Consider the following 25282-nt stretch of genomic DNA (forward strand, 5'->3'; position numbering starts at 1 on the left):
GCGGGACGCCCGGCGCGGTCGGCTGCGCGTCGTCAGTTGCGCGCCGCCGGCGACACCGCGTCGAGCCGGGCTTCCAGATCCACGAGGATGCGTTCGAGCAGGTCGAGCTTCTCGCGCGTGCGCAGCAGCACGGCGCGCTGCACGTCGAATTCCTCGCGCGTGACCAGATCGAGTTTCGCAAGGCCCGCCTGCAGCGCGGCGCGCATGTTCTTTTCGATGTCCTCGCGCGCCTCGCTCATGCCCGGCGGCATCAGGGCACTCAGGCGCTGGGCGAGGTCGTCGACGGCTTTGAGATTGATCATGGCGCGCTCCGCGATGGGGTGGTGGTCAGCATGCGCCGCGCGGCGCGTTGTGGGCGTCGGAGGACGCACTAGAATCGGCTAGGAAATTTCCTGGGACGGTCCCAGACAATGAGGCGATGACATGAAAATGGTGATGGCGATCATCAAGCCGTTCAAGCTCGACGATGTGCGCGAGGCCTTGTCCGAGGCCGGCATCACCGGTGTCACGGTCACCGAGGTGAAGGGCTTCGGACGGCAGAAGGGCCACACCGAACTGTACCGCGGGGCGGAGTACGTGGTCGATTTCCTGCCCAAGGTGAAGCTCGAGGTGGCGGTGACCGAAGACCAGGTCGAGCGCGTGGTCGAGGCCATCCAGAAGGCCGCGTACTCGGGCAAGATCGGCGACGGGAAAATCTTCGTGTCCGCGCTCGACCAGGTGATCCGCATCCGCACCGGCGAGCTCGACGCCGACGCGCTGTAGCCCATGCGCGGCCTCGGCAAGGCGCTGCTGCTCGCGCTCGTCGCCGGCGCGCATCTGGCCGGCGGCTGGTGGCTGGTGCAGCAGCGCGCGCGCGTGCCGCCCGTCGCGGACGTGCCCGCCCCTCTGCCGCCGGCACCGGTGCCCGAGCGCCCTGCGGCGCCCGACATCGCGCCCGACCGCGCCGCCTTGCCGCCGCGGCCCGACAGCATGGCCGCTTCCGGAGAACCGCCGCCGGCAGATGCGCCCGCCGACAACGCGCTGCCGCCGCCCGGGACGCCGCTGGCGTCGATGCTGCCCGAACTGGAAGCGCGCGCGCGCCGCGGCGACACCCGTGCCGCGTGTCGTCTCGCGCTCGAAGCCGAGACCTGCCTGCACGCGCGCGACGCACGCGAGGCCGCCGAATTTTTCGAGACCAGCGCGGCGCGCGATGCCTCGTCCGAAGACGGCGCGGTGGCGATGATCGCCCTGCTCGAAGAGCAGGCCGAATACGCCGAACCCGTGTGCGCGGGCCTGCCGGATGGCTGGGCGGATGCCAACGCATGGCAGTACATGCTCGCCGCGGCGCAGGGCGACATGCGGCTTGCGACGCGCTTTGCCGTCAATCCGCCGCTCGACTGGAGCATCGAGGATCTGCAGCCCGAGGCCTGGGCCGCCTACCGCGAGGCCGCACCGGCGCTGCTGCAGCGCGCGGCGGCGCAGGGCGACCTGCGCGCGGTGTATTTCCTGCAGCGCATCCACAGCGGGCTGCCGCTGCCGCATCTGGCGGGCGAGGCGATCATGCCCGACCCCGAACTGGCGGTGCTGTACGCGCTGGCGCTGCTCGCGCACACCGATCCCGGCACCGCCGCCACGTTGCAGGCGCAGATCGACGCCGCGCGCGGCGCTTTCGATGCCGCGCAATGGCGCGACCTGCAGACGCGCGCCGCGGCGCTTGCGCAACGGTTCGCCGGTCAGGCGCCGATCGACAACGAGGCCGGCGTGCTCGGCCCGCCCGACGCGGGCATGTGCGGGACCGACTGAATCGGCCGCGCTGCGGTCTCAGCGCGTCTCGGCGATGCGCGGCAGCCCCGTCGTCAGCCACCAGTGCTCGGTTTTCTCGTCCCAGCGCCAGACCTGGTCGTCGACGATCGAACGCTCGGCCTGCGTGTGCACGTTGACCAGGCGGATTTCCACGCGCTGCGCGTACTGCGTTTCTGTGACCTGCTGCGAGCCTTTCACGTAATAGCCGGTGATCTGCACTTGGCGGAAGCGCTCGCGGTCCAGATCCTTGATCGGGTGCGTTTCCAGATACTCCGGATCGACGAACGTGAGTGCGTTGTCGATATTGCCCTCGTTCCAGCGCACCGCAGCGGAGTAGGCATACAGCGTGCGCTGCAACACGTCGGTCTTGGTGCCGACCCCGGTGCAGGCGGACAACAGCAGCGTGGCGGCAAGAGCGAGGAGGACGGTGCGGCGGCGCGGGGATGTGTTCATGCGCCGATTCTCACCGATCCGGCCGCCGCGTGCATCCCGTGCGGCGGCCGGTGCGCGGCCTCACTCGTCCAGCGTCAGCAGCGAGGCGTTGCCGCCGGCGGCCGTGGTGTTCACCGTCAGCGTGCGTTCGATCGTGAAGCGGTGCAGGTAGTGCGGGCCGCCGGCTTTCGGACCGGTGCCCGACAGCCCCTCGCCGCCGAACGGCTGCACGCCGACGACCGCGCCGATCTGGTTGCGGTTGACGTAGCAGTTGCCGACCTTCACCCCGCGCGAGATTTTTTCGATGGTCTCGTCGATGCGCGAGTGGATGCCGAGCGTGAGGCCGTAGCCGGTGGCGTTGATCTGGGCGATGACGTCGTCGAGCTTCGCCGCGTCGTAGCGGATCACGTGCAGTACCGGGCCGAAGACTTCGCGCGTGAGCTGCGAGAGCTCCTTCAGTTCGTAGGCGCGCGGCGCGAAGAAGGTGCCGTGCGATGCGGCTTCGCCGAGTTTCGCAGCCTTGATCGGCGTGGCTTCGCGGTCCATGCGCGCGGCGTGGTCTTCGAGCACCTTGAGCGCGTCGGCATCGATTACGGGTCCCACGTCGGTGGACAGCAGGCCCGGGTCGCCGACGACGAGTTCGTCCATCGCACCGGCAAGCATGGTCACCACCTTGTCGGCGATGTCGCGCTGCACGAACAGCACGCGCGCGGCCGAGCAGCGCTGGCCGGCCGAACCGAAGGCCGCCGTCATCGCGTCCTTCACCAGCTGCTCGGGCAGCGCGGACGAGTCGCAGATCAGCGCATTCTGGCCACCGGTTTCGGCGATCAGCACGGCAATGGCGGCGTCGCGCGCGGCGAGCGCGCGGTTGATCGCGCGTGCGGTTTCGGTCGAGCCGGTGAAGGCCACGCCCGCGACACGCGGATCGCGCGTGAGTGCGGCGCCGACGGTGGCGCCGTCGCCGGGCAGGAACTGCAGCACGTCGTCCGGCACGCCTGCTTCGTGCAGCAGCTTCACCGCGGCATGGCCGACGAGGTTGGTCTGCTCGGCGGGCTTGGCGATGACGCTGTTGCCGGTGACGAGTGCGGCCGCGACCTGGCCGGTGAAGATCGCGAGCGGAAAGTTCCACGGGCTGATGCAGACGAACACGCCGCGGCCGTGCAGGAACAGTTCGTTCGATTCGCCGGTGGGGCCGGGGAGTTTTTCCGGATGCGCCATGATCCGGCGCGCCTGCTGCGCGTAGTAGCGCAGGAAGTCGACGGCCTCGCGCACTTCGGCCACGCCGTCGGCCAGCGTCTTGCCGGCTTCCTTGGTGCACAGCGCGATGAACTCGGGCAGGCGCGCGTCCATCAGGTCCGCGGCGTGTTCGAGGATCTTGGCGCGCGAGGCGGCCGGCAGGCGATCCCAGCCCGGCTGCGCGGCTTCGGCGTTGGCGAGTGCGCGTTCGACGGTGGCGGTGTCGGCGGGCAGCCATTCGCCGACCTGTTCGCGGCGGTCGGCAGGGTTGGTGACGGGCAGTGCCGTGCCGGCGAAGTTCGCGCCCGGCACCAGCGGCGTCGCGCGCCACGGTTTGACGGCGGCGTTCACCTGCTCGGCCAGACGCGCCAGTTCCTGTTCGTTGGCGAGGTTCACGCCCATGGAGTTCTTCCTGTCCTCGCCGTAGATGGCGACCGGTTGCGGGATGCGGGGATGCGGCTGGAAATCGAAACCGGCGACGGTGGCGACGGGGTCGGCCACGAGGTCGGCGGGTTTGACGTTCTCGTCGGTGATGCGGTTGACGAAGCTGGAGTTGGCGCCGTTCTCGAGCAGGCGGCGCACGAGGTAGGGCAGAAGGTCTTCGTGGCTGCCGACCGGGGCGTAGACGCGGCACGGGGTGTCGAGCGCGTTGGGGGCGACGACTTCGGCGTGGAGGTCTTCGCCCATGCCGTGGAGGCGCTGGAATTCGTAGGGTTTGAAGCCCGGCGCGCCCGCACCGCGCACCACACTCCCGTCGTCCCGGCGAACGCCGGGACCCAGCGGCGTTGCTGTCGCCGCCGTCGCAGAGCCAACGTCACTGGGTCCCGGCGTGCGCCGGGACGACGGTGAGGAGGGGTCCGGCGTCGTGGCGGAGTCCTGTGCCGCAGCCGCAGCCGGCGTGTTCGCAACAGGAACCAGCGCCTTCGCAAAATGATGGATCGCCGAAATCGTCTGCGCGTTGTGGCTGGCGAACATCGGATACAGCGCATCCGTCGCCGCGAGCATCTTCTTGGCGCAGGCGAGGTAGCTGACGTCGGTGTTCGGCTTGCGCGTGAACACCGGATAGCCGCTCACGCCATCGATCTGCGCGCGCTTGATCTCCGAATCCCAGTACGCGCCTTTCACCAGTCGCACCGGCATGCGGCGGCCGGCGCGACGCGCGAGGTCGATGAGGAAATCGAGCACGAACGGCGCGCGCTTCTGGTACGCCTGCACGGCGAGGCCGTAACCTTCCCAGCCGTCGAGCGACGGGTCTTCGTACACCGCCGCGATCACGTCGAGGCTCAGTTCGAGGCGGTCGGCTTCCTCGGCATCGATGGTGAAGCCGATGCCCTGCTGCTTGGCGAGCTGCGCCAGCTGCAACACACGCGGGGCGAGTTCGGCCAGGACGCGTTCGCGCTTGGCGAGTTCGTAGCGCGGATGCAGCGCCGAAAGTTTCACCGAGATGCTGGGCGTGCCGAACACGTCGGCGCCGCGGAACGAGCCGCCCGGGCCGGTGGCGCCGATGGCGAGGATGGCCTTGCGGTAGGCCTCCAGATACCGGTCCGCGTCCTTCTGCGTGAAGGCCGCTTCGCCGAGCATGTCGAAGGAATAGCGGTAGTTCGCGTTCTCGCCTTTCTTCGAGCGCTTGAGCGCCTCCTCGATCGTGCGCCCCATGACGAACTGGTGCCCCATGATGCGCATCGCCTGCCGCACCGCGAGGCGGATCACCGGCTCGCCGGCACGGCCGATCAGGCGGCGGAAGGCGCCACCGACGCTGCGCTTCGTTTCGTCGGCGAGGTTCACCATGCGGCCGGTGAGCATCAGCCCCCACGTCGACGCATTCACCAGCACCGAATCGCTGCGGCCCAGGTGCGAATCCCAGTCGGCCTCGCCGAGCTTGTCGCGGATCAGGCGGTCGGCCGTGTCCTGGTCGGGAATGCGCAGCAGCGCCTCGGCCACGCACATCAGCAGCACGCCTTCCTCGCTGGAGAGGTCGTACTCGCGCATGAAGGCTTCGATCGCGCCCTGGTCCTCGGCCTTCTGCCGCACGCGTTGCACCAGCTGCTCGGCGAGCGACTGGATCGATTGCTGGGTGGCCGGGTCGACGCGGGCCTGGTCGAGCAGCTCGCGCAGGTGGGTGGCTTCGTCGCGCGCGTAGGCGGCGGTGATGGCGGCGCGCAGCGGCGACTGGGTGCCGGGCAGTTCGGGGGTCAGGATCGGGTGCACGTCGGACCTTGGCGGGCCGGCAGGGGCCGGCGAGGACAGACGGATAGTGTAGAGGGGCTGGTGTTCGGCGGGCAGCCGGGGCGCCGGAGGGGTTGTCGTGGAAATCCTTCTCCCGCCGGGAGAAGGTGGCCGGCAGGCCGGATGAGGGATGGGCGCTGCGGGAAACACGCCCGAACCGAGGCATAAGCCTGGAACCTGCAAGACGAAACATCGAGTCAGCGCAAAGGCGCGTCCCTCATCCGCCTTCGGCACCTTCTCCCGGGGGGAGAAGGGAAGATCAAAGGCTCAGGCCGGCAGGCGTGCCAGCACGTCGCTCACCCGGGCGCGGGCGCGCTCGATGCGCGACAGGTCTTCGGCCCGCGCCTGGCGTCGGGCCAGCGTCGAGGCCTGGTCGAGGCGGTAGAGCTCGATCATCAGATCGTGGCGCTGCAGCTGCGCGTCGGAGGCGACGCGGGGCTCGAGTCCGGCTGTCATTGCTTGCATTTGCTCGTTCCTGTGAACTACGTCACACTTTTACGATTGGTTTAACAAAATCTTCTCTTGCGTGCGCCCGAAACCCGGCGCATCATTTCCCCCGAAGTGACACGCCGCGTCCCTTTGCGACGCTGGCGGCTCAGCTTTCGGCAAATTCCAAGCTGCTCGGCGTCTGGCATACGGTCCCCTGGATTCCCCCTGTTCCAAAAGACCCGCCAGGCGCCGACTTTTTTCGGTGTCCTGCCCAACGCAGCAAGACACCCCTGTTCAAACAAACCGCCGGCCCGGGCCTCCCGGGCCGGCGGTGTTGTTTGCGGCGACCAGTTTCCCCCATGGCCGCCGCTTCAATGGGCCGGACCGGTGACACTGGCCGGCTGCTTCCCCGCGTCGCACGAGCCGATCCCTGTTCCAATCATCGGCCAGCGTGCTGCCGGTGTCGCTGCGAGCGCGCGGCGCGTCAGCATCGATCCGTGCAATGCGCCTGTCGGCGCGGGTGCGGGATGCGTTCTGCAGCAAGCATGCCAAGCGCCCGATTCCGTACACTAGCGACACCCAAGGTCAGGTTTTGCCATGCTTTTTCCGCAGCGCTACGACGTCATCGTGATCGGCGGCGGCCACGCCGGCACCGAGGCCGCGCTGACCTCGGCGCGCGCCGGCGCGTCCACGCTGCTGCTCTCGCACAGCATCGAGACCATCGGCCAGATGAGCTGCAACCCGGCCATCGGCGGCATCGGAAAAGGCCATCTGGTCAAGGAAATCGACGCCCTCGGCGGGATCATGGGCCGCGCCGCGGACCGCGCCGGCATCCAGTGGCGGACGCTGAACGCATCGAAGGGTCCTGCCGTGCGTGCCACCCGCTGCCAGGCCGACCGCAGCCTGTACCGGGCCGCGATCCGGCACGCAGTGGAGAACCAGCCTAATCTGAACGTGTTCCAGCAGGCCGTCGACGACCTGACACTGGAGGGCAATCGCGTCACCGGCGTGGTGACGCAAATGGGCCTGCGGTTCACCGCCGATCGGGTCGTCCTGACCGCCGGTACCTTTCTCGCCGGAAAAATCCACGTCGGACAGGCCAACTACGCCGGCGGCCGCGCCGGCGACGCCCCCGCGCTGACGCTCGCGCAGCGCCTGCGCGAACTGCCGCTCGGCGTGGCGCGGCTCAAGACCGGCACCCCGCCGCGCATCGACGGCCGCTCGATCGACTATTCCACCCTCGACGAACAACCCGGCGACGACCCCATGCCGGTGTTCTCCTTCACCGGCAGCGCCGCCGACCACCCGCGCCAGGTCAGCTGCTGGATCACGCACACGAGCGAACGCACGCACGACGTGATCCGCGCCGGGCTCGACCGCTCGCCGCTGTTCACCGGCGCGATCGAAGGCGTCGGCCCGCGCTACTGCCCCTCGATCGAAGACAAGGTCGTCCGTTTCGCCGACAAGACCTCGCACCAGATCTTCATCGAACCCGAAGGCCTCGACACGCACGAGATCTACCCGAACGGCATCTCCACCTCGCTGCCCTTCGACGTGCAGTACGACCTCGTGCGCAGCATCCGCGGCTTCGAGCACGCCGTCATCACGCGCCCCGGCTATGCCATCGAATACGACTACTTCGACCCGCGCGGCCTGCGCGCCTCGCTCGAAACCCAGGCCATCGACGGCCTCTACTTCGCCGGCCAGATCAACGGCACCACCGGCTACGAGGAAGCCGCCGCGCAGGGCCTGATCGCCGGCCTCAACGCCGCGCGCGCATCGCAGGGCCTCGCGCCGTGGACACCGCGCCGCGACGAGGCCTACATCGGCGTGCTGATCGACGATCTCGTCACCAACGGCACCATCGAGCCCTACCGCATGTTCACCTCGCGCGCCGAATACCGGCTGCAACTGCGCGAGGACAACGCCGACCTGCGTCTGACGGGACACGGCCGCGACCTCGGCCTCGTCGACGACACGCAGTGGGCCGCGTTCGCGACCAAGCGCGACGCGATCGAACGCGAACAGGCGCGGCTCAAGGCGCTGTGGGTCGTGCCCGGCCAGCCGCTCGCCGCCGGCCTCGACGCCGCCACCGGCGTCACGCTCTCGAAGGAAGCGACCGCACACGACCTGCTGCGCCGCCCCGAACTCGACTACGCCAAGCTCGTGCGCGTGCCCGGCCTCGGCCCCGGCGTCGACGACGCGCGCGTGGCCGAACAGGTCGAAGTGCAGGCCAAATACGCCGGCTACCTCGACCGCCAGCGCGACGACATCGACCGCCAGCGCCGCAGCGAAGACACCCCCATCCCGCGCGACTTCGACTACACCGCCGTCTCCGGCCTCTCCGCCGAAGTCACCGCCAAACTGACGAAGGCCCGCCCCGACACCATCGGCCAGGCCTCACGCATCAGCGGCGTCACCCCGGCGGCGATCTCGTTGCTGCTCGTCCACCTCAAGCGGCAGGCGGCGAAGCGGGTGGCTTGAGGTTCCAGGGGCGCAAGCGTGTGCGCCTGCCTCCATATACTTTGTTCGGAGTTTTCGTCCGATGTGTCCCGGTTCTGTTTTATGTAGTCGTCGGAAACTGCGAATTGACCCCAGTTTCCTCTGATCATTCCAGCCGACACCGCTTCGCTGCGGGGCTTAACTCAGGCGTTGAATCTCAAGTGGATGCAGCTGAGATGCTGGTAGCTCGTTGGTTCGCTTCTCGCGGACATCGAAGCGTCGTGCATGAGCCGGATGGAAATGTTCCGCCCGACATTCTGATCGACGGACGGATAGCCGTCGAGGTTAGGCGCTTCACACAGGTTCGAGAACTAGAAGGCGGCCATGTCGAGGGTCTCCCCCAAACTACCATACCGCTCGTGCAGGGGCTCTTGTCAGAGCTGAGGAATGTCGGCCCGCCCGCTGAAGGCCAGAGTTGGTTTGTATTCCTGAGTTTCCGCGGTTCCCTGAGGTGGTCCAGTCTCAGGCCAAGCGTTAGGAGGCACTTGGATACTTTTCGTCCGCAGAACACGTCAGAGCCGTTCCTGCTTCGAGTAAACGAATGCGTTTCCCTGTCCTTCTACCCCGCTAGCCAGCAACTCGAACATCGCTTCGTGCTCGGCGGCTACTCGGATCACGAGGCTGGTGGATGGGTGGTCGCAGAGCTCATCAAGAGCATGCGGTTTTTTGTCGCCGAGAAGTCGCGGAAGGTTGTTGGCTACCATTTCAACTACCAAGAGTGGTGGCTCGTTATGGTAGACATGACCGGCCTAAACTTCTCGCCAGAAGATTTCACGCAAGGCCGGCCGCACTTTCCTGATAAGGGCCTGTGGAGCAAGATAGTTCTCCTCGATAGGAGCTGCACCTCTACGCTGGTTGAGATATGACTATGCAAACCTGCGGGCGGTGATCACGAATGAACCGAGTGCCGTCGGTCCCAGGCCGCTTACCACGGCGTTAGCCCAAAGGAGCCGCATCCGTGCACTTCTTCTATATCGATGAGTCAGGCGACACGGGCGCCAACCTCGCAGATCAGTACCAACCCATATTCGTTCTCGGCGGAATAAGTGTGCGCGACGAGGGCTGGAACATAACGCAAGAGCGCCTGAGTCAGATAATTTCTGACTACTTCGGTGGCAACACCCCAAACGACTTTGAACTGCACTCGAAAGAATTGCTATGCCCTGCAGGCGACGGCCCGTTTTCTGGCCATGATCTGCAGCCGCGTTGTGAGCTTGCTCTTCGCCTGCTCGGCCTTCTTGAGGAACGCGCTCATGGCGTCCACTACCTCGCGATCGACAAGCAAGCTCTAGCCGTAACCAACCACGACGCGCCGGTTCCATACGGTTCCAACCAACCCTATCCAATTGGCTTTGACTACCTAATCACCTACATCAACTGGTATGTGCGTGATCGTCTTGGAATCTCGGCCCGTGGCATGGTCATCCTCGACCAAAAAGACCAGCACCACGGCCTGATTGAACAGCTAATGCACGAGCGTAGGTTTGGTGGTGTGCCAGCCCACCGCGTCAAATGGGTAGTTGAGTTCAGCTACTCCGTGGACTCACAAAAGAACCCTATGATTCAGCTCTCGGATCTTGTCATCTACTGCACCAAGCGGTTCATCGAGATTGAGAAGGGGCACCGAGACGCATGGTCGCAAGATGCCAAGAACTTCTATGCAAAATGCTACTCGATCATTCGTGGGCGGGTTGTTCGCACCACGCTCGTTGAACGCAATGGTCGTTACATGGATCGGCTAAACGCTTTCATTGCTGCTGTTCGGGTTGAGCCAAGAGTCCAGTGGCGCAGGCACTATGACTTGGCTGACGACTGACAATTAACTCTACTGGTCAACCACGCTCAGTTCAGAAAAAATTTTCGAACGCCCGCTCCGATCCGTAGGCATCAGTCAGCGTCGACAGAGAACACGCGTGCGAAACGGATGCTTTCAGACGAATCCGCGTCTTCGCATCACGTATGGCTAGGCTGCATGCCGCGTCCTCGGCTGCACCTCACGCGCAATGCGCTTGCCCGCTTCGATCTCTGCGCACCGCAGGTCGTAGGCCACCTGCAGGTTCATCCAGAACTCGGCCGTGGTGTCGAAGTAGCGTGCCAGGCGCATCGCCGTGTCGGGCGAGACCGCTCGGCGTTCGCGGGCGATGTCGTTGATGCGGGGGGCGGGTACGGCGAGTGCGGTCGCCAGCGCATTCGACGTCATGCCGAGCGGTTGCAGGTATTCCTCACGCAATACCTCGCCGGGGTGTACGGGGCGCATGCCGTTTTTCTTCATGGCGGCGGTGTCCTCAATGGTAATCCTCGATCGCGACGTCCTCGGCCGCGTCGTTGCGCCAGACGAAGCACAGGCGCCACTGCGCGTTGATGCGGATGCTGTGCTGGCCGCGTCGATCGCCGTGCAGCGCTTCGAGGCGGTTGCCGGGCGGACTTGCGAGGTCGCGCAACTCGCGTGCTGCGTCGAGCATGGCCAATTTCCGCATCGCGACGTCGGCAATGGCCGAGAACCGGCGGGTACGTCCGGTCTCGAACAGGGCCTGCGTCTCCGCGCAGCGGAAGGATCCGATCACCGCTCCAGCATATAACGCGTCGCGTTAAACCTGCAACAGTGCTCCGACCGACGGCGCCGGTTCGTCTTTCCGCACCCGGAACCACGCCGCGTACAGCGCCGGCAGGAACAGAAGCGTCAGCGCGGTGGCGACGATGAGGCCGCCCATGATGGCGACGGCCATCGGGCCGAAGAAGGCGCTGCGCGAGAGCGGGATCATCGCGAGCACCGCGGCGAGGGCCGTGAGCACGATCGGGCGGAAGCGGCGCACGGTGGCGTCGATGACGGCTTGCCAGCGGGCGTGGCCGGCGGCGATGTCCTGTTCGATCTGGTCGACGAGGATGACCGAGTTGCGCATGATCATGCCGGCCAGCGCGATCGTGCCGAGCATTGCGACGAAGCCGAACGGCACGCGGAACACGAACAGGAACAGCACCACGCCGATCAGGCCCAGCGGCGCGGTGAGGAACACCAGCAGCGAGCGCGAGAAGCTGCGCAGCTGGATCATCAGCAGCGTGAACACCACCACGAGGAACAGCGGCACGCCGGCGTTCACCGAGTTCTGGCCGCGCGCCGAATCCTCCACCGTGCCGCCGACCTGCAGCAGGTAGCCCGGCGGCAGCGCGCCGCGGATGCCGTCGAGCGTGGGCGCGATCTGCGCCACCACGGTGGCCGGCTGGATCTTGCCGTAGATGTCGGCGCGCACCGTCACCGTCGGCAGGCGGTTGCGGTGCCAGATGATGCCTTCCTCGAAGCCGTAGTCGAGCGTGGCGATCTGCGCCAGCGGCACGGCGCGGCCGTTTTCGGTGGGCACCGACAGCGAGCCGAGCATCGACAGGCGCGCGCGTTCGTCGTCGGGGCCGCGCAGCAGGATCTGGATCAGTTCGTTGTCTTCGCGGTAGGTGCTGACGAACGATCCGGACAGCGAGCTCTCGAGGAATTTCGCCACCTGCGCCGAGCTGATGCCGAGCGCGCGCGCGCGGTCCTGGTCGATCACAAGACGCACGACCTTGCTCGGTTCTTCCCAGTCGAGGTTGACGTTGGTGACGTGCGGGTTCTCGCGCACTTTCGCGGCCACCTGTCGCGCACGTTCGCGCACGATGTCGATGTGTTCGCCGGACACGCGGAACTGCACGGGATACCCGACCGGCGGACCGTTCTCGAGCCGCGTGACGCGCCCGCGCACGTCGGGGAAGTCGGTTTCGAACAGATGGATCAGCCACGCGCGCGTGGCCTCGCGCGCCTCGATGTCGGTGGTCAGCAGCACGAACTGCGCGAAGCTCGCCTGCGGCAATTGCTGGTCGAGCGGCAGGTAGAAGCGCGGCGAGCCGGTGCCGATGTACGCGACGAAGTTCTCCACGCCTTCGCGCTGCTTCAGCATCGCTTCGAGCTTGCGCGCCTGCGCGTCGGTGGCGAGCTGCGACGCACCTTCGGCGAGCTTGAGGTCCACCATCAGCTCCAGCCGTGTCGACGACGGGAAGAACTGCTGCGGCACGAACCGGAAGCTCATCACCGCCACCACGAACAGCAGCACCGTGGCGACGATGACGCTCTTGCGCCACGTCACGCACCATTCCAGCACGCGGCGGAAGGTGCTGTAGAAGCGCGTGGCGTACGGATCGTGCGCTGCGTGCGCCTGGCCGCCGTTCTTCGCGCGGAAATCGGGCAAGAGCTTGTCGCCCAGGTACGGCACGAACATCACCGCCGCCACCCAGCTCACCATCAGCGCGATCGTCACCACCTGGAAGATCGAGCGCGTGTATTCGCCGGTGCTCGATGCGGCGGTGGCGATCGGCAGGAAACCCGCCGCGGTGATCAGCGTGCCGGTCAGCATCGGGAACGCGGTGGACGTCCACGCGAAGCTGGCCGCGCGCAGGCGGTCGAAGCCCTGTTCCATCTTCACCGCCATCATCTCCACCGCGATGATGGCGTCGTCCACCAGCAGCCCGAGCGCGAGCACCAGCGCACCGAGCGAAATCTTGTGCAGGCCGATGCCGAAGTACTGCATCGCCGCGAACGTCATCGCGAGCACGAGCGGGATCGACAGCGCCACGACGAGGCCGGTGCGGAAACCGAGCGAGAAGAAGCTCACCAGCAGCACGATGATCACCGCTTCGGCCAGCACGCGCACGAACTCGCCGACGGAGTCCTCCACCGCTTTCGGCTGGTCCGACACCTTGCGCAGCTGCATGCCCACCGGCAGCTGCTGCTGCAGGCGTGCGAACTCCACTTCGAGTGCCTCGCCCAGGCGCAGGATGTCGCCGCCGGCGCGCATCGACACCGCAAGGCCGATGGCGTCCTCGCCCATGAACCGCATCCGCGGCGCGGGCGGATCGGAGAAGCCGCGTTTCACGTCCGCCACGTCGCCCATGCGGAAGGTGCGGTCGCCGACGCGGAACGGAAACGCGCGGATGTCCTCGACCGAATCGAACGCGCCGGACACGCGCAGCTGCACGCGCTCGCTGCCGGTTTCGAAGAAGCCCGACGGCACGACGGCGTTCTGTTCGTCGAGCGCGCGCTGCACGTCGGCCATCGGCACGCCGAGCGTGGCGAGCTTGGTGTTCGACAGCTCGATCCAGATCTTTTCGTCCTGCAGCCCGAGCAGCTCCACCTTGGCCACGTCCGGCACGCGCTGCAGTTCGATCTCCAGGCGATCGGCGTAGTCCTTCAGCGTGGCGTAGTCGAAGCCGTCGCCGGTGAGCGCGTAGATGTTGCCGAAGGTGTCGCCGAACTCGTCGTTGAAGAACGGGCCGAGCACGCCGGCCGGCAACGTGGCGCGCATGTCGTTGGTCTTCTTGCGGACCTGGTACCAGAGCTCGGGCAGGTCGCGCGAGGTGAGGCTGTCCTTGGCCACGAACATGATCTGCGATTCGCCCGGGCGCGAGTAGGCGCGGATGAATTCGTAGCGCCCGGTCTCCATCAGCTTCTTCTCGATGCGTTCGGTCACCTGGCGCGAGACCTCTTCCGCGCTCGCACCCGGCCACAGGGTGCGCACCACCATCACGCGGAAGGTGAACGGCGGATCCTCACTCTGACCAAGTTTCGTGTACGCAACCGCACCGAGGATGCCGAGCAGCAGCATCGCGTACAGCACGAGGCTGCGATGGGTCAGGGCCCATTCGGACAGATTGAATCGCGACATGGTGCGTCACTCCGCCGCAAGCGCGATGGCGCGGTTGTCCCGGTCGATCGGTTTCACCGGTTGCCCGTCGCGCACCAGGTGCGCGCCGGCCACCACCACCCAGTCGGTGTCGGCAAGGCCGGCGAGGATCGGCACGCGTTCCTCGCCGTACGGCCCGGTCTGCACCGGCGTGCGGCGCAGCGTCGATGTCGCCGGATCGACGACCCACACGAAGCTCGCGCCGCCATCGGCCGTCACCGCCGCGAGCGGCACCGACAGCGCCGTGCCTTCGGCCGCGCCGATGTAGACGCGCGCGCTCTGGCCGAGCTGCGCGTCGGCGGTTTCCGCATCAAAACTCACGCGTGCGGCATAGGTCCGCGCCAGCGCATCGGCCGCACGCGAGAGTTCGCGGATGGTGCCCGGCACGCGCGTTCCGGGCTGCGACCACAGCTCCACCATCACGCGCTGTCCCACGCTGAATTGCCCGATGGTCTGCTCCGGCAGGCTGATCGCGATTTCGCGCTCGCCGTCGGCCGCGAGCGTGAACACCGTCTGCCCGGCCGCGACGTTCTGCCCGGCCTCGGCATGGCGGGTGGCGACGATGCCGTCGGCCGGTGCGCGCAGCTGCGCATAGCCGGCCTGGTTGCGCGTCACGTCGAGCTGCGCGCGGACCTGCTCGGCCCGCGCCTGCGCCGCCTTGAACGCGTTGTCCTGCGCGTCGAACGCGGACTGCGCCACGAGTTTGCGATCGAGCAGGGCGCGGTAGCGCTCGCGTTCGGTCTTCGCCAGCGCCAGATCGGCCTGCGCCGAATTCAATGCCGCGCGGCTGGCGTCCACCTGCAGGCGCAGGTCGTCGGCATCGAGCTCGGCCAGCACGTCGCCACTCTTCACCTGCGCACCGGCGTCCACGTGCCGCTTCGCGATCTTGCCGGCCACACGGAACGACAGCGCCGATTCCTCGCGCGCCCGCACGTCACCGGGAAACGCCAGCACCGCGTGCCCGCCCGGCAGCGGCTTCTCGACCAGCGCCGGCCGGATCACCTCGGCCTCCTTCGCGCCGTTGCCGCAACCGGCCAGCACCAGCGCGAAACCGAGGGCCAGCACACCGTGACGCAGTGCGATCGCGTTCATGTAAGGTTCCGTCGACCCGGTCGGGTAGTAATTGAACTGACGGGTATAGTAAAATTTAAATACTCGCCAGTCCAGTATTTGGAACCCGCCCGTTGCCGATCACCGTCCGCCGCTCGTCGCGTCCCCCTTCGCCCGGCCCCGGCCGTCCGAAGGACCTCGAAAAACGCGCCGCCATCATGGCCGCCGCCAAGCGCCTGTTTCCGCTGCAGGGCTTCGAGGGCGTGAGCATGGATGCCATCGCGGCCGAGGCCGGCGTCTCCAAGCTCACCGTCTACAGCCACTTCACCGACAAGGAAACGCTGTTCACCGAGGCGGTGAAGGAGAAGTGCCTGGAGCAGGTGCCGGACGACATCTTCGTGCCGGTGACGCGCGGCCCGATCCGCGCCGCGCTGATGACCATCGGGCTGCGCTTCCATGGCCTGGTGTCCAGCGACGAGGCCATCGGCCTGCAGCGCATGCTGCTGACCACCGACCGGCGCAACGCCGACACCCTCGGCCGCCTGTTCTGGGAGGCCGGTCCCGCGCGCGTGAGCGAAAGCCTTGCGCGTTTCCTCGCCGCTTCGGTGGAACGCGGCCAGCTCGACATCCCCGACACGCGCGAAGCGGCCGGCCACTTCCTCTGCCTGCTCAAGGGCGAAGTCAACCGCCGCATGCTGTGCGGCGCGGCGGCGTGTGCGCACGCCGACGAGGTGGATGCGCACGTGGGGTCGGTGGTGGATTTTTTCCTGCGGGCGTACGCGCCGCGATGAGCCGCCGCGTGGTCTGCGTCACGGTAGCGGCGCAAACGTCGCGATGACGCTGCAGTCGGCAAGCACCGGGTCGGTGATGTAGGTGTTGCCGAACAACGCGCCGCCGCAGCCGTCGACGGTGGCGATCCCGAATCCCGGTTTGGCCACGACGAGAAACGACGCGACGTTGCTGTAGCCCACCTGCACCGGCTGCACCGGCTTGATCGATCCGCCCGGACCCCACTTGGGCGTGACGGTGAGGCGCGCGTGCGCGAGGCCGTGCTCGAAGCGTGCGGCGGCGTAGTCGCCGGTCAGCGGCGGATCGGGATCCGCGCCGATGGTGGCGGCGACGAGCGGGCGTGCGCCGTGCACCACGAGCGCGGTGTCGGACGGGTGTGCCGGCAGGTCGAGGTTCGCGATGGCGACACCCTCGGTGCCGAAGCTTGCGTCCGGGCTGCCGTCGGGCAGCAGGCGCATCGCGATGGCGGCAACGAATGGGTGGCCGAGTACGATCTCGATGTCGCGGCCGGCGACGAAGAGGTGGTCGGCGTGCGTTGCATCGACGGCATCGATCCAGCGCCGGTCGACGCCCTCGGGCGCGTGGAACTGTTGTACGCCACTGTCGCCGAAACCTGCGACCGGCGCGCCGGTCGCATCGAACCGCACGAGCACGCCGCGTCCGATGCCGCCGTCCTCGCTCCAGCCCGCGGCGACCAGGTCGCCGCCTGGCGCGACCGACACCGCAACGAAGGCGTCGGCGCCGCCGCCCGGCGCACCGAGGTCGAACGCGACCACGCCGCCGCCGAACGCCGCGATGTTCGATCCGTCCGACGCATCGAGCCTGGCGACGAAGGCGTGCGCCTCGCCCGCATCGTGCTGCCCCACGGCGACGAGCGCGCCGTCGTCGAACGCAAGGTCCGCGACGACACCGTCGCCGAGCCGGCGGACGCCACCATCGCCGAACGCCGGCAGCATCGCGCCGGCCGCGTCCAGCATCGCCAGCACGGCCTTGCCCTGCCCGTCCTCGCCACCGAGCGCGATGCGGCCGTCGGGCATCGCCAGCACGGCATGGGCGACGTCGAAATTGCCCGGCAGGTCGATGACGGCGCAGCCGGGCGTGAGCGCGTTGCCGAACGCGGCATCGACGTTGCCGTCCGGCGCGAACCGGCATGCGGCCATGCGCACGTCGCCGGTGGTCGCGTAGCCGGCCGTCAGCAGCGCACCGTCCGGCGCCAGCGCGGCGTCGAGCATGACAAGGTGTGCAGCCGCGGGGTCCGCATGCACCACGCGCCCGGCCTTGCCGTAGGTCGCGTCGGGTTTGCCGGTGTGGGTGAGGCGCGCGATCGCGATCGCGGCACCGCCCAGATCCGGAAACTGCGGGTTGGCCGGCACGCTGGCGTGGCCGACGAGATAGGTGACGCCGCCCGGCCCGGCGACGGCGGCGTGCAGTTCGTCCAGCAGCGAGTCGCCGTCGAGATCGAAGGCGAGGCGTACACGGCCGTCGCCGCCGAAGGTGGTGTCGGGCGAGCCGGCGCCGGCGATGGCCGTGCCGGCGAGCAGCAGGCTGGCGAGCAATGCGGACTTCATGCGATGGCGTCTCCGGTGGCACGGCGTCGAGGCGGCCGTGGTCGGGAAGACGTACGCGCCGGTGCGACGCGCGGATCAGCGCGCGGCGTCGGCGTTCAGCGGCAGCACGAAGACATCGAGCGACGGCGCGTCGAGGGCGCGCAGGAGCAGTTCGATCGGCGCACCGTCGCAGGCGTAGTAGCGGCTTGCCAGCTGGGTCAGCACGGGATCGCGTTCACCGGCGGCGTCGCGCGCCCGGATGTGCACGGGATTGAGTTCGGGCAGGCGGTTGGTGACCACCAGCATCTCCCCGGGCGCGCAGTCGGCGCGCAGCGACTCGCTGCGCTCGCCCTGCTTCGCCAGGGCCGCCATTGCGGTGGCGCGGTAGACGGTGTCGGCGACGGCGATGCGTCCCTCGGGCGGAAACAGCACGCGTGCCGGTGCGCGCAGCACGAAGCCTGCGAGCGGCTCGCCGTCGATGTGCAGCGCCGTGGCCACGGCGCTGGGCACGCCGGCCAGATGTTGTGCGCCCGCCACGCCGCCCAGGCGCGGCAGCAGGCCGTCGCTGCAGTGCAGGCGTGCCGCGACGCCCTGGCCGAAGTCGAACGCCGCCGCGAGGTCGCCGTGCAGCGCAACGGACGCGGGTTCGGCGCAGAGCCGGCGCGCGACCGCGTCGTGCCCGACGGCCGACAGCCAGAAGCGCGACGGTGGCTCGCGCGTCGGCGCCTCCGCGACATCGGCCACCGACGCGCCCGGCACCGCCTGCAGCCCGCTGCGCCACACCGCGACACGGTCGGCGAGCAGCAGCAACGCCACCATGCACACCGGCACGGCGAGTGCATGCACCAGCCGCGCGCGCCGTCGCGGCGGGCGCAGCAACGCGTGCCAGCCGAGCGCCCATGCGAGCGTCTGGAGCGGGGCGACGGCGTAGGTCATCCACGCCGGCGTGGTGTCGCGCAGCACGCACACGAACAGCACGCCACCGATCCATGCGAGCAGCGCGGCGGCGGGCCGCAGATCCCGATCGCGCAGGGCGACAGCCACGCCCGCCAGGGCACCGAGCCACCCGATCGCGCTACCGACCTGCCACGCCCAGCCCGTGCCCGGCACCCGCTGCAGCAGGAAGTCGCGCACGAACACGCTGGCGTTCCAGCCGCTGCCCCACAACACCTGCGGCAGGCGGACCGCGCGTGCGAGCAGATCGCTGTCGCCGAGATAACGGCCGGTGCCTCCGAGTTGCGGCCAGCCGCTGCGCGCCTCGGCCAGCAGCATCGGCACGAACGGCAGCACGAACGCGAGCGCCGCGATGCCCAACCACGCGGCGCGCTGGCGCGGGGCGCCGCGCCACAGCGCCCACGCCACCGCCGGCGCGCCGAGCAGGGCGGTCGGATGCGCGTGCAGCGCCAGTGCGAGCAGCAACGCCGCAAGCGCCGCAAACGCCGGCTGTCGACGCTGCACGGCACACACGCAGCACAGGAATGTCGCGTACAGCAGCGTTTCCACCAGCGCGGTGTGCGACAACACCAGCGCGCCGAGGATCTGCCAGCCCGGCAGCGCGGCGAACAACGCGCAAAAAAGACCCAGCGTGCGGTCGCCGAGGCGATGGCCGAGTGCGTACGCGAGCGGAATCTTCAGCGCGGCGAGCACGCCGACGAACAGCGCGGTGGCCCCGACGCTGCCGAACAGCCACAACGGCAGCGCCAGCAGTGCGTACCACGCAGGTCCGAGGTGCCACACGCCGAACAGCGCGGGCCCGTAGTCCGGCAGGCCTGCGCCGGACGCGATGGCAAGGCCGTTGGCAAGATCCCGGCCAGAGTCGACGATCAGTGTCGCAAACGGATACAGCGCCGCATGCAGCGCCCACAGCAGCCACACCGCGGCAAGCCCGGCGCCGCCACGCTCGGACGCGAACAGCCGCGGCGCGCGTCCCGTCATGCCGCGCGGTTCACATCGCCACCAGGCTGAAGGCGAGGTTCACCACCACGCCGAACGAGATCAGGATCAGATACAGGTTGCCGATCACGAAATACTTGAGCAGCGTCATGATCCAGCCCTGCCGGTACACGCGCTTCTGCATCAGCAGCAGGTACAGCGGCATCCACAGCATCAGCGCGAACACCGCGAGCTCGCACACCGATTCCACGAGGCCGCCGGGCGCAAACTGCGCGCCGATGTCGGTCAGCAGCACCATCAGCAGCAGCGCCGCGCACAGGAACGCATGGCTGTGCAGCGCCACGATCAGGTGCTCCATGTAGAGCCGGCGCTTGAAGACGTACATCAGCTTGAGCAGCAGCGCAAACACCGGCAACAGCACGAAGAGCGTCTGCGGCAGCGTCTGCAGGAAAGCCTCCAGCAGCCGGCCGGGATCGTCCTGGATGTGATCGATGTTGCCGCGCGCGCGCAGCAGCAGGCGGTTGACGCCATCGTTGGCGAATCCGGGCAGCCAGCCGATCACCAGCGGGTTGTCGTCCGGGTCCCAGTCGCGCTCGTTGAAGCGGAACTTGATCGGCTCTTCGTCCGCGTTCGGGTCCTCGGGCGGCGCGGTGCCGGCGGCGATGGCGGCGTCGCGTGCACGCAGGTACGCAAGGCGCGTGTCGGCCTCCTTGCGGATCTCGGCGATGCCCTCGTCCATGCCGTCGTTGCCGTCCGGCGGCGTCGGGATGGCCTTGCGCGTGGTCTCCAGCAGCGCGATCGCCGCGTCGCGTCGTGTTTCCGCCTCCTGCACCGTCTGCGCGGTCGAAATGTCGCCGGCGCCGTTGAAGTTGACGAAGTTGTCGCCGGTGTCCACGCTGAACTGCAAGGCCAGGAACGCCGCCACGCAGAAGAAGAAGAACAGTCGCACGGGGCTGACGAAGCGAACGCGGTGGCCGTCGAAGTATTCGTGCGTCAGCCGCCCGGGCCGGAACAGCAGCGGGCCGACGGTGCGCACGGTGCGCGAGTCGAAATTGAACACCGTGTCGACCACGTCGCCGACGATGGTGGTGAAGTGCCGCACCATGCCGCGCGTGGGCTGGCCGCAGGCGTAGCAGTGTTCGCCCAGCAGCGGCGTGCCGCAGTTCTCGCATGCCCGGCCCACCGGCGACGGTGGCGGGTCGATCGGCACCACGTCCTCGCTGGCGAGGATGCCGGCCGGCGCGGACGCCGGGTCCGGTGCCGCCGCCGCGCTCGGCGCGGGCGGCGACGCGGGTGTCTCGCTGCTCGGATTCATGCTGCGTTCTCCTGCTGCCTGCGGCGCGGGCGCGTCCGCCTCGACCGTTCGACGCGCCGGTGCCGCGTGCGTGACGCCGTTGCGCTCGCGCTCACGTCGCGATGCTCCCCAGCCGCTAAGATAGCGGGCTGCGTCGACCCGGCGCCAGCGCGCGCGCGCGGCCGCAGTCGTCCGATCCGGATTCCCGATGTCTGCCGCACCCTCACGTTTCGCCGCCCTGCCGCGCGAGATGCGCACCACCCTCGTGCTCGCGTTGCCGCTGATCTTCGGGCACGTGTCGACCGGACTCATCGGTTTCGTCGATGCCGTGCTGGCGGGGCGCCACAGCGCCAACACGCTGGCGTCGGTGGCGGTGGGCGCGTCGATCTGGTCGATCGCGATCATCGTGCTGATCGGCATCCTGCTCGCGCTGCCGCCGTCGGTCTCGCAGCTCGACGGCGCCGGCCGCCGCGACGAGATCGCGCCGCTGTTCCGCCAGGGCGTGTGGCTGGCGTTGGGTCTGTCGCTGCTGCTGTTCGCGTTCCTGAGCCTGGCCGGTCTCGCCTTCGGACCGATGGGCATCGCGCCGGAAATCCAGGGCGGCGCGCGCGATTTCCTGCACGGCATCCGCTGGGGCGTGCCGGCGCTGGCGCTATATTTCTGCATGCGCTATCTGAGCGAGGGCGTGCACTGGACGTTGCCGACGATGGTGCTCGGGCTCGCGGGCCTCGCGGTGCTGGTGCCGCTCGGCTACGCGCTGATGTTCGGTGCGTTCGGCCTGCCGGAACTGGGCGCGGCCGGGCTCGGCTACGCGACGGCGATCATGCTGTGGCTGCAGGCGGCGGCGTTTGCGCTGTACCTGTCGCGCAGCCGCCGGTTCGCGGACCTGCGCCTGTTCGCGCGCTTCGACCCGCCGCGCTGGGCACCGATCCGCGGCCTGCTCGCGCTGGGCCTGCCGATCGGCGTCACCGTGTTCATGGAAGGCAGCCTGTTCATCGCGACCGCACTGCTGATCGGCCGCATGGGCGAACTGCAGGTGGCCGCGCACCAGATCGCGATCAACGTCGCCACCCTCACCTTCATGGCCGCGCTCGGGCTGGCCGAGGCCACCACGGTGCGCGTCGGCCACGCGGTGGGCATGCGCCGCCCGGATGCGGTGCGCAACGCCGCGCTCGCCGGCTACGCGATCGTGCTGCTGGCGCAGGCCACGGCGGCGCTGTGCATCGCGCTCGGCAACGAGGCCATCGCCGCGATCTACACGCACGATGCCGCGGTCATCACGCTTGCGTCCACACTGCTGCTGTTCGCCGCGGCATTCCAGCTCTCGGACGGCGTGCAGGTGGTGTCGGGCGCGGCGTTGCGCGGGCTCAAGGACACGCGTGCGCCGATGTATCTGGCCGGGTTCGCGTACTGGGGCGTCGGCATGCCGCTCGGCGCCACGCTCGGACTGGGCCTGGGCTGGGGCGCGCCGGGCATGTGGGTGGGGTTGATCGCCGGTCTGAGCTTCGCCGCGCTGCTGCTCACGCTGCGCTTCTGGCGCACCGCGCGCCGGCTCGACGCGAGGATGCTCGCGCAGGTCGACGCCGCCGGCTGACGCGCGGCGACGCCGCGTCCGCAGGTGGGGACACAGGGCGCGGCATCCCATGCGCCGAAGGTCCCGATGACCTCCAGCGCTGCGGCGCGCGTTCCAGTGCAGGTATGCTTTCGGACAACTTTCATGATCGACGCCCCATGTCCGCCACCGCCAGCACCCGCAATCCCTTCATGCGTTTCCTGCAGTTTCTGTGGGATGCGGTCAATTTCTTCCGTCGCCTCGTCTTCAACGCGATCTTCCTGTTGATCGTGGCGGTGGTGCTGATCGCGATGTTCGCCGGCGGCCCGGTGCTGCGCGAGAAGAGCGCGCTGGTGATCGCGCCGCAGGGCGAGATCGTCGAGCAGTACAGCGCCGATCCGGCCTCGCGCGCCATCGCCCGCGCGATGGGTCAGGAGCAGCCCGAGACGCAGCTGCGCGACATCCTGCGCGCGATCGAACGCGCCTCCACCGATGCGCGCATCGACCGCATCGTGCTGCGTCCGGACCACATCACCGGCGCCGGCATGGCCGCGCTGCGCGAAATCGGCAGCGCGCTGGTGGAATTCCGCAAGAGCGGCAAGCAGGTCGTCACCTACGCCGAGAACCTCGGCCAGTCGCAGTACTACCTCGCCGCGGCATCGGACGAGATCTACCTGCATCCGGACGGCGGCATCCTGCTCGAAGGCCTGGCGCGCTACCGCAGCTATTTCCGCGAAGGCCTGCAGGACAGGCTCGGCGTGGACGTGCACCTGTTCCGCGTGGGCGAGTACAAGTCCGCCGCCGAGCCCTACATTCTCGACGCGCAGTCGCCCGAAGCGCGCGAGGCGGACCTGTTCTGGATGAACGATCTGTGGAACCGCTACCTGGCCGACATCGCCGGCTTCCGCAAGCTCGATGCTGCCACGCTGCAGGCCGACATCGACCAGCTCCCGGCACGCGTGCAGGCGGTCAACGGCAACCTGGCGCAGCTCGCGCTGCGGCAGAAACTCGTCGACGCGCTGATGACGCAGGACGAGGTGCGCGATCTGCTGATCGAGCGCGGCGTCGCCGACGACGACGAATACACCTTCCGCCAGGTCACGCTCGACAATTACCTGGGCTTCCTCGACCGCGAAACCCTGCCGTTCGACACCCGTCCGCAGGTGGCCGTGGTGGTGGCGCAGGGCGAGATCACCGACGGCGAGCAGCCGCCCGGCACCGTCGGCGGCGTGTCCACCGCGCAGCTCGTGCGCGAGGCGCGCGAGGACGAGAACGTGCAGGCGCTGGTGCTGCGCGTGGATTCCCCCGGCGGCGGCGTGTTCCCGTCCGAGCAGATCCGGCGCGAGGTCGAACTCACGCGCGCCGCGGGAAAACCCGTCGTCGTGTCGATGGGCGACGTGGCCGCGTCCGGCGGCTACTGGATCTCGATGAACGCGGACACGATCTACGCCGATCCCAGCACCATCACCGGATCGATCGGCATCTTCGGCCTGTTCATGACCTTCCCGGACACGCTGGCGAAGATCGGCGTGCGCGTCGACGGCGTCGGTACCACGCGCTTCGCCGGGGCCTTCGATCCGACCCGCCCGCTCGATCCGGCCGTCGGCGCGGTCATCCAGAGCGTCATCGACGAAGGCTACCGCCAGTTCACCGGCAAGGTCGCGCAGGCGCGCGGCACCACGCCCGAAGCCATCGACGCGGTGGCGCGCGGCCGCGTGTGGAGCGGGGCGCAGGCGAAGGAGCGTGGCCTCGTCGACGAGCTCGGCGGCCTGCGCGATGCGATCGCGGCGGCCGCGGAACAGGCCGGTCTGGCCGACGACGCGTTCGGCGTGCGCTACGTGGAAAAGAGCCTGTCCCCGTTCGAACAGTTCGTCGTCAACGCCACCCGCAACACGCTGGCGGGGACGGCGCTCGCGCGCCTCGGCGTGCCGGAGTTCGTGCTCGACACGCGGCTCGCGGACGAGGTGCAGGCCGGTTTGCGGCTGCTCGAACCGCCGGCGGCGGGCGCGAGGCCGTTCAAGGCCGTGGCCTACTGCTTCTGCGAGCTGTAGACCCCCAGATCCCGGTCGATCGGTGATCGCGCGTGCGGCCGGCATTGGCGCGCGCCATCGCGTGCATCTGCAACCGCGTCGCCGCGGAAGCGGTGACACCGTTGCGCACGGCCGGGAAGGGGGCCGTCCGGGCAGCGCGCGAGCGCCGTCCGAGGCATCGGGTCAGAGGCGTCGGAACGTCCGGACGCCCGCCGGTCGTCAGCCGCCCTGCTCGTCGATCGTGCGCTGCTGGTCCTGCTGCGCCTTCAACACCTCGTCCTCGACGGCCCTGGCCTTGTCGAGCGGCGCCTGGATCGCATGCTGCAGCGCCTTGTCTTCTTCGCGCGCCTGCGGCGGCGGGGGCGGCGGCTCGGACGAACAGGCCACCAGTGCGAGCAGCACGATGGCGCCGGCGATGGTCTGTCTCACGGTGTTCCTCCCGTGGCGGGCGGCGGCGATTCCAGCGGCCAGCCCTTGATGGTGGCGAGGCCACGGATGGCCTCGATGTCGTTGTCGAGCTGCCGCTGCCGACGCTGCTGCACGCCGATGTCGGTCACGGACTTCTCCGCAATCGCGCGCGCGATCGCACGATGCTCGACTTCGAGTTCGTGCAGCGACGCGCCGAGCCGATGCGCTTCCGCATACTCGGCGCCATCGCAACCGTCGCTGCGGCCCTTGCCGGCGCGACCGTCCTGCCAACCGTCGACCGGCGCGCACGCCGCCTGCGCCAGCGTCCACGGGGCCGCAAGCATCAGCGCGCACCACACACCACGAAACGCCATGCCATGCCTCCGGAAGCGGTTTCTCCTATCCTAGCG

The 25282-nt window shown here is 68.7% G+C and carries 21 protein-coding genes; 8 read left to right on the plus strand and 13 right to left on the minus strand.

All coding sequences use genetic code 11. The annotated features are described in order from the left end of the window. Positions 1-32 precede the first annotated feature (32 nt). Complete coding sequence (gene ubiK / locus HNQ52_RS06820) at positions 33-302, minus strand: ubiquinone biosynthesis accessory factor UbiK (RefSeq protein WP_183960353.1); 270 nt, start codon at positions 300-302, stop codon at positions 33-35. A gap of 121 nt (positions 303-423) precedes the next feature. Here ubiK and glnK point away from each other — a divergent pair, with 121 nt between their 5' ends. Both glnK and HNQ52_RS06830 read left to right on the plus strand, forming a co-directional pair. After that, positions 424-762 (plus strand): P-II family nitrogen regulator, encoded by a 339-nt coding sequence (gene glnK / locus HNQ52_RS06825; RefSeq protein ID WP_183960354.1) that lies wholly within the window; start codon positions 424-426, stop codon positions 760-762. A gap of 3 nt (positions 763-765) precedes the next feature. Continuing rightward, on the plus strand, positions 766-1782 hold the full coding sequence (locus HNQ52_RS06830) for a hypothetical protein (RefSeq protein ID WP_183960355.1): 1017 nt from the start codon (positions 766-768) through the stop codon (positions 1780-1782). A gap of 18 nt (positions 1783-1800) precedes the next feature. On the opposite strand, the gene HNQ52_RS06835 is transcribed toward HNQ52_RS06830, so the two are convergent. The 3 genes from HNQ52_RS06835 to HNQ52_RS06845 form a co-directional block, all read right to left on the minus strand. After that, on the minus strand, positions 1801-2235 hold the full coding sequence (locus HNQ52_RS06835; protein ID WP_183960356.1) for a hypothetical protein: 435 nt from the start codon (positions 2233-2235) through the stop codon (positions 1801-1803). Positions 2236-2295: 60 nt separating this feature from the next. After that, entirely contained in the window at positions 2296-5697 is a 3402-nt protein-coding gene (gene putA, locus HNQ52_RS17080; RefSeq protein WP_425486484.1) for a bifunctional proline dehydrogenase/L-glutamate gamma-semialdehyde dehydrogenase PutA, read from the minus strand. A 246-nt stretch (positions 5698-5943) separates the two neighbouring features. After that, a complete protein-coding gene (locus HNQ52_RS06845) occupies positions 5944-6141 on the minus strand; it encodes a hypothetical protein (protein ID WP_183960358.1) in 198 nt (65 codons plus the stop codon). Between the two features lie 561 nt (positions 6142-6702). Between HNQ52_RS06845 and mnmG the strand changes: the two genes are divergently transcribed. From mnmG to HNQ52_RS06860, 3 genes are all read left to right on the plus strand, one after another. Beyond that, positions 6703-8589: a tRNA uridine-5-carboxymethylaminomethyl(34) synthesis enzyme MnmG gene (gene mnmG, locus HNQ52_RS06850; RefSeq protein WP_183960359.1), complete on the plus strand. Its 1887-nt coding sequence runs from the start codon at positions 6703-6705 to the stop codon at positions 8587-8589. Between the two features lie 239 nt (positions 8590-8828). Beyond that, positions 8829-9473 carry a hypothetical protein gene (locus tag HNQ52_RS06855; protein WP_183960360.1) on the plus strand — a complete coding sequence of 215 codons (645 nt, stop codon included), beginning with the start codon at positions 8829-8831 and terminating at the stop codon, positions 9471-9473. Positions 9474-9565: 92 nt separating this feature from the next. Further along, the gene (locus tag HNQ52_RS06860; protein WP_183960361.1) at positions 9566-10423 is read left to right on the plus strand and encodes a DUF3800 domain-containing protein; all 858 of its coding nucleotides are present in this window, start codon (positions 9566-9568) and stop codon (positions 10421-10423) included. Between the two features lie 147 nt (positions 10424-10570). Here HNQ52_RS06860 and HNQ52_RS06865 read toward each other — a convergent pair whose 3' ends face one another. From HNQ52_RS06865 to HNQ52_RS06880, 4 genes are read right to left on the minus strand one after another with little or no spacing between them, the layout of a single operon-like run. Further along, a complete protein-coding gene (locus tag HNQ52_RS06865) occupies positions 10571-10879 on the minus strand; it encodes a HigA family addiction module antitoxin (RefSeq protein ID WP_183960362.1) in 309 nt (102 codons plus the stop codon). Positions 10880-10892: 13 nt separating this feature from the next. After that, positions 10893-11171, minus strand: a complete 279-nt coding sequence (locus tag HNQ52_RS06870; protein WP_183960363.1) for a type II toxin-antitoxin system RelE/ParE family toxin — start codon at positions 11169-11171, stop codon at positions 10893-10895. A 24-nt stretch (positions 11172-11195) separates the two neighbouring features. Next, entirely contained in the window at positions 11196-14291 is a 3096-nt protein-coding gene (locus HNQ52_RS06875) for an efflux RND transporter permease subunit (RefSeq protein WP_183960364.1), read from the minus strand. A 6-nt stretch (positions 14292-14297) separates the two neighbouring features. Then, positions 14298-15401 (minus strand): efflux RND transporter periplasmic adaptor subunit, encoded by a 1104-nt coding sequence (locus HNQ52_RS06880; RefSeq protein WP_183960365.1) that lies wholly within the window; start codon positions 15399-15401, stop codon positions 14298-14300. 92 nt (positions 15402-15493) lie between these two features. On the opposite strand from HNQ52_RS06880, the gene HNQ52_RS06885 reads away from it, so the two are divergent. Then, complete coding sequence (locus tag HNQ52_RS06885; protein WP_246387642.1) at positions 15494-16150, plus strand: TetR/AcrR family transcriptional regulator; 657 nt, start codon at positions 15494-15496, stop codon at positions 16148-16150. 18 nt (positions 16151-16168) lie between these two features. Here HNQ52_RS06885 and HNQ52_RS06890 read toward each other — a convergent pair whose 3' ends face one another. The 3 genes from HNQ52_RS06890 to HNQ52_RS06900 form a co-directional block, all read right to left on the minus strand. Then, positions 16169-17716, minus strand: coding sequence for a hypothetical protein (locus HNQ52_RS06890; RefSeq protein ID WP_183960366.1), 1548 nt, complete (start codon positions 17714-17716; stop codon positions 16169-16171). Between the two features lie 75 nt (positions 17717-17791). Then, the gene (locus HNQ52_RS06895; RefSeq protein WP_183960367.1) at positions 17792-19630 is read right to left on the minus strand and encodes a hypothetical protein; all 1839 of its coding nucleotides are present in this window, start codon (positions 19628-19630) and stop codon (positions 17792-17794) included. A gap of 10 nt (positions 19631-19640) precedes the next feature. Beyond that, complete coding sequence (locus HNQ52_RS06900) at positions 19641-20903, minus strand: DUF3667 domain-containing protein (protein ID WP_183960368.1); 1263 nt, start codon at positions 20901-20903, stop codon at positions 19641-19643. A 187-nt stretch (positions 20904-21090) separates the two neighbouring features. Here HNQ52_RS06900 and HNQ52_RS06905 point away from each other — a divergent pair, with 187 nt between their 5' ends. Together HNQ52_RS06905 and sppA are read left to right on the plus strand one after the other, a co-directional pair. Next, the gene (locus HNQ52_RS06905) at positions 21091-22476 is read left to right on the plus strand and encodes an MATE family efflux transporter (protein WP_183960369.1); all 1386 of its coding nucleotides are present in this window, start codon (positions 21091-21093) and stop codon (positions 22474-22476) included. A 137-nt stretch (positions 22477-22613) separates the two neighbouring features. Then, a complete protein-coding gene (sppA, locus tag HNQ52_RS06910) occupies positions 22614-24485 on the plus strand; it encodes a signal peptide peptidase SppA (RefSeq protein ID WP_183960370.1) in 1872 nt (623 codons plus the stop codon). Between the two features lie 198 nt (positions 24486-24683). On the opposite strand, the gene HNQ52_RS06915 is transcribed toward sppA, so the two are convergent. Together HNQ52_RS06915 and HNQ52_RS06920 are read right to left on the minus strand one after the other, a co-directional pair. Beyond that, positions 24684-24893: a hypothetical protein gene (locus HNQ52_RS06915; RefSeq protein WP_183960371.1), complete on the minus strand. Its 210-nt coding sequence runs from the start codon at positions 24891-24893 to the stop codon at positions 24684-24686. Then, positions 24890-25246, minus strand: a complete 357-nt coding sequence (locus tag HNQ52_RS06920) for a hypothetical protein (RefSeq protein WP_183960372.1) — start codon at positions 25244-25246, stop codon at positions 24890-24892. Before HNQ52_RS06920 ends, HNQ52_RS06915 begins: the two co-directional genes overlap by 4 nt. Between the last annotated feature and the right edge of the window lie 36 nt (positions 25247-25282).

The organism is Chiayiivirga flava (assembly GCF_014202825.1).
GTDB lineage: Bacteria > Pseudomonadota > Gammaproteobacteria > Xanthomonadales > Xanthomonadaceae > Chiayiivirga > Chiayiivirga flava.

Excerpts from the sequence above, each read along its gene's own strand:
- ubiK (WP_183960353.1), bottom strand. The coding sequence starts at position 302 with ATGATCAATCTCAAAGCCGTCGACGACCTCGCCCAGCGCCTGAGTGCC.
- glnK (WP_183960354.1), top strand. The coding sequence starts at position 424 with ATGAAAATGGTGATGGCGATCATCAAGCCGTTCAAGCTCGACGATGTG.
- HNQ52_RS06830 (WP_183960355.1), top strand. The coding sequence starts at position 766 with ATGCGCGGCCTCGGCAAGGCGCTGCTGCTCGCGCTCGTCGCCGGCGCG.
- HNQ52_RS06835 (WP_183960356.1), bottom strand. The coding sequence starts at position 2,235 with ATGAACACATCCCCGCGCCGCCGCACCGTCCTCCTCGCTCTTGCCGCC.
- HNQ52_RS06845 (WP_183960358.1), bottom strand. The coding sequence starts at position 6,141 with ATGCAAGCAATGACAGCCGGACTCGAGCCCCGCGTCGCCTCCGACGCG.
- mnmG (WP_183960359.1), top strand. The coding sequence starts at position 6,703 with ATGCTTTTTCCGCAGCGCTACGACGTCATCGTGATCGGCGGCGGCCAC.
- HNQ52_RS06865 (WP_183960362.1), bottom strand. The coding sequence starts at position 10,879 with ATGAAGAAAAACGGCATGCGCCCCGTACACCCCGGCGAGGTATTGCGT.
- HNQ52_RS06875 (WP_183960364.1), bottom strand. The coding sequence starts at position 14,291 with ATGTCGCGATTCAATCTGTCCGAATGGGCCCTGACCCATCGCAGCCTC.
- HNQ52_RS06880 (WP_183960365.1), bottom strand. The coding sequence starts at position 15,401 with ATGAACGCGATCGCACTGCGTCACGGTGTGCTGGCCCTCGGTTTCGCG.
- HNQ52_RS06890 (WP_183960366.1), bottom strand. The coding sequence starts at position 17,716 with ATGAAGTCCGCATTGCTCGCCAGCCTGCTGCTCGCCGGCACGGCCATC.
- HNQ52_RS06895 (WP_183960367.1), bottom strand. The coding sequence starts at position 19,630 with ATGACGGGACGCGCGCCGCGGCTGTTCGCGTCCGAGCGTGGCGGCGCC.
- HNQ52_RS06900 (WP_183960368.1), bottom strand. The coding sequence starts at position 20,903 with ATGAATCCGAGCAGCGAGACACCCGCGTCGCCGCCCGCGCCGAGCGCG.
- HNQ52_RS06905 (WP_183960369.1), top strand. The coding sequence starts at position 21,091 with ATGTCTGCCGCACCCTCACGTTTCGCCGCCCTGCCGCGCGAGATGCGC.
- sppA (WP_183960370.1), top strand. The coding sequence starts at position 22,614 with ATGTCCGCCACCGCCAGCACCCGCAATCCCTTCATGCGTTTCCTGCAG.
- HNQ52_RS06920 (WP_183960372.1), bottom strand. The coding sequence starts at position 25,246 with ATGGCGTTTCGTGGTGTGTGGTGCGCGCTGATGCTTGCGGCCCCGTGG.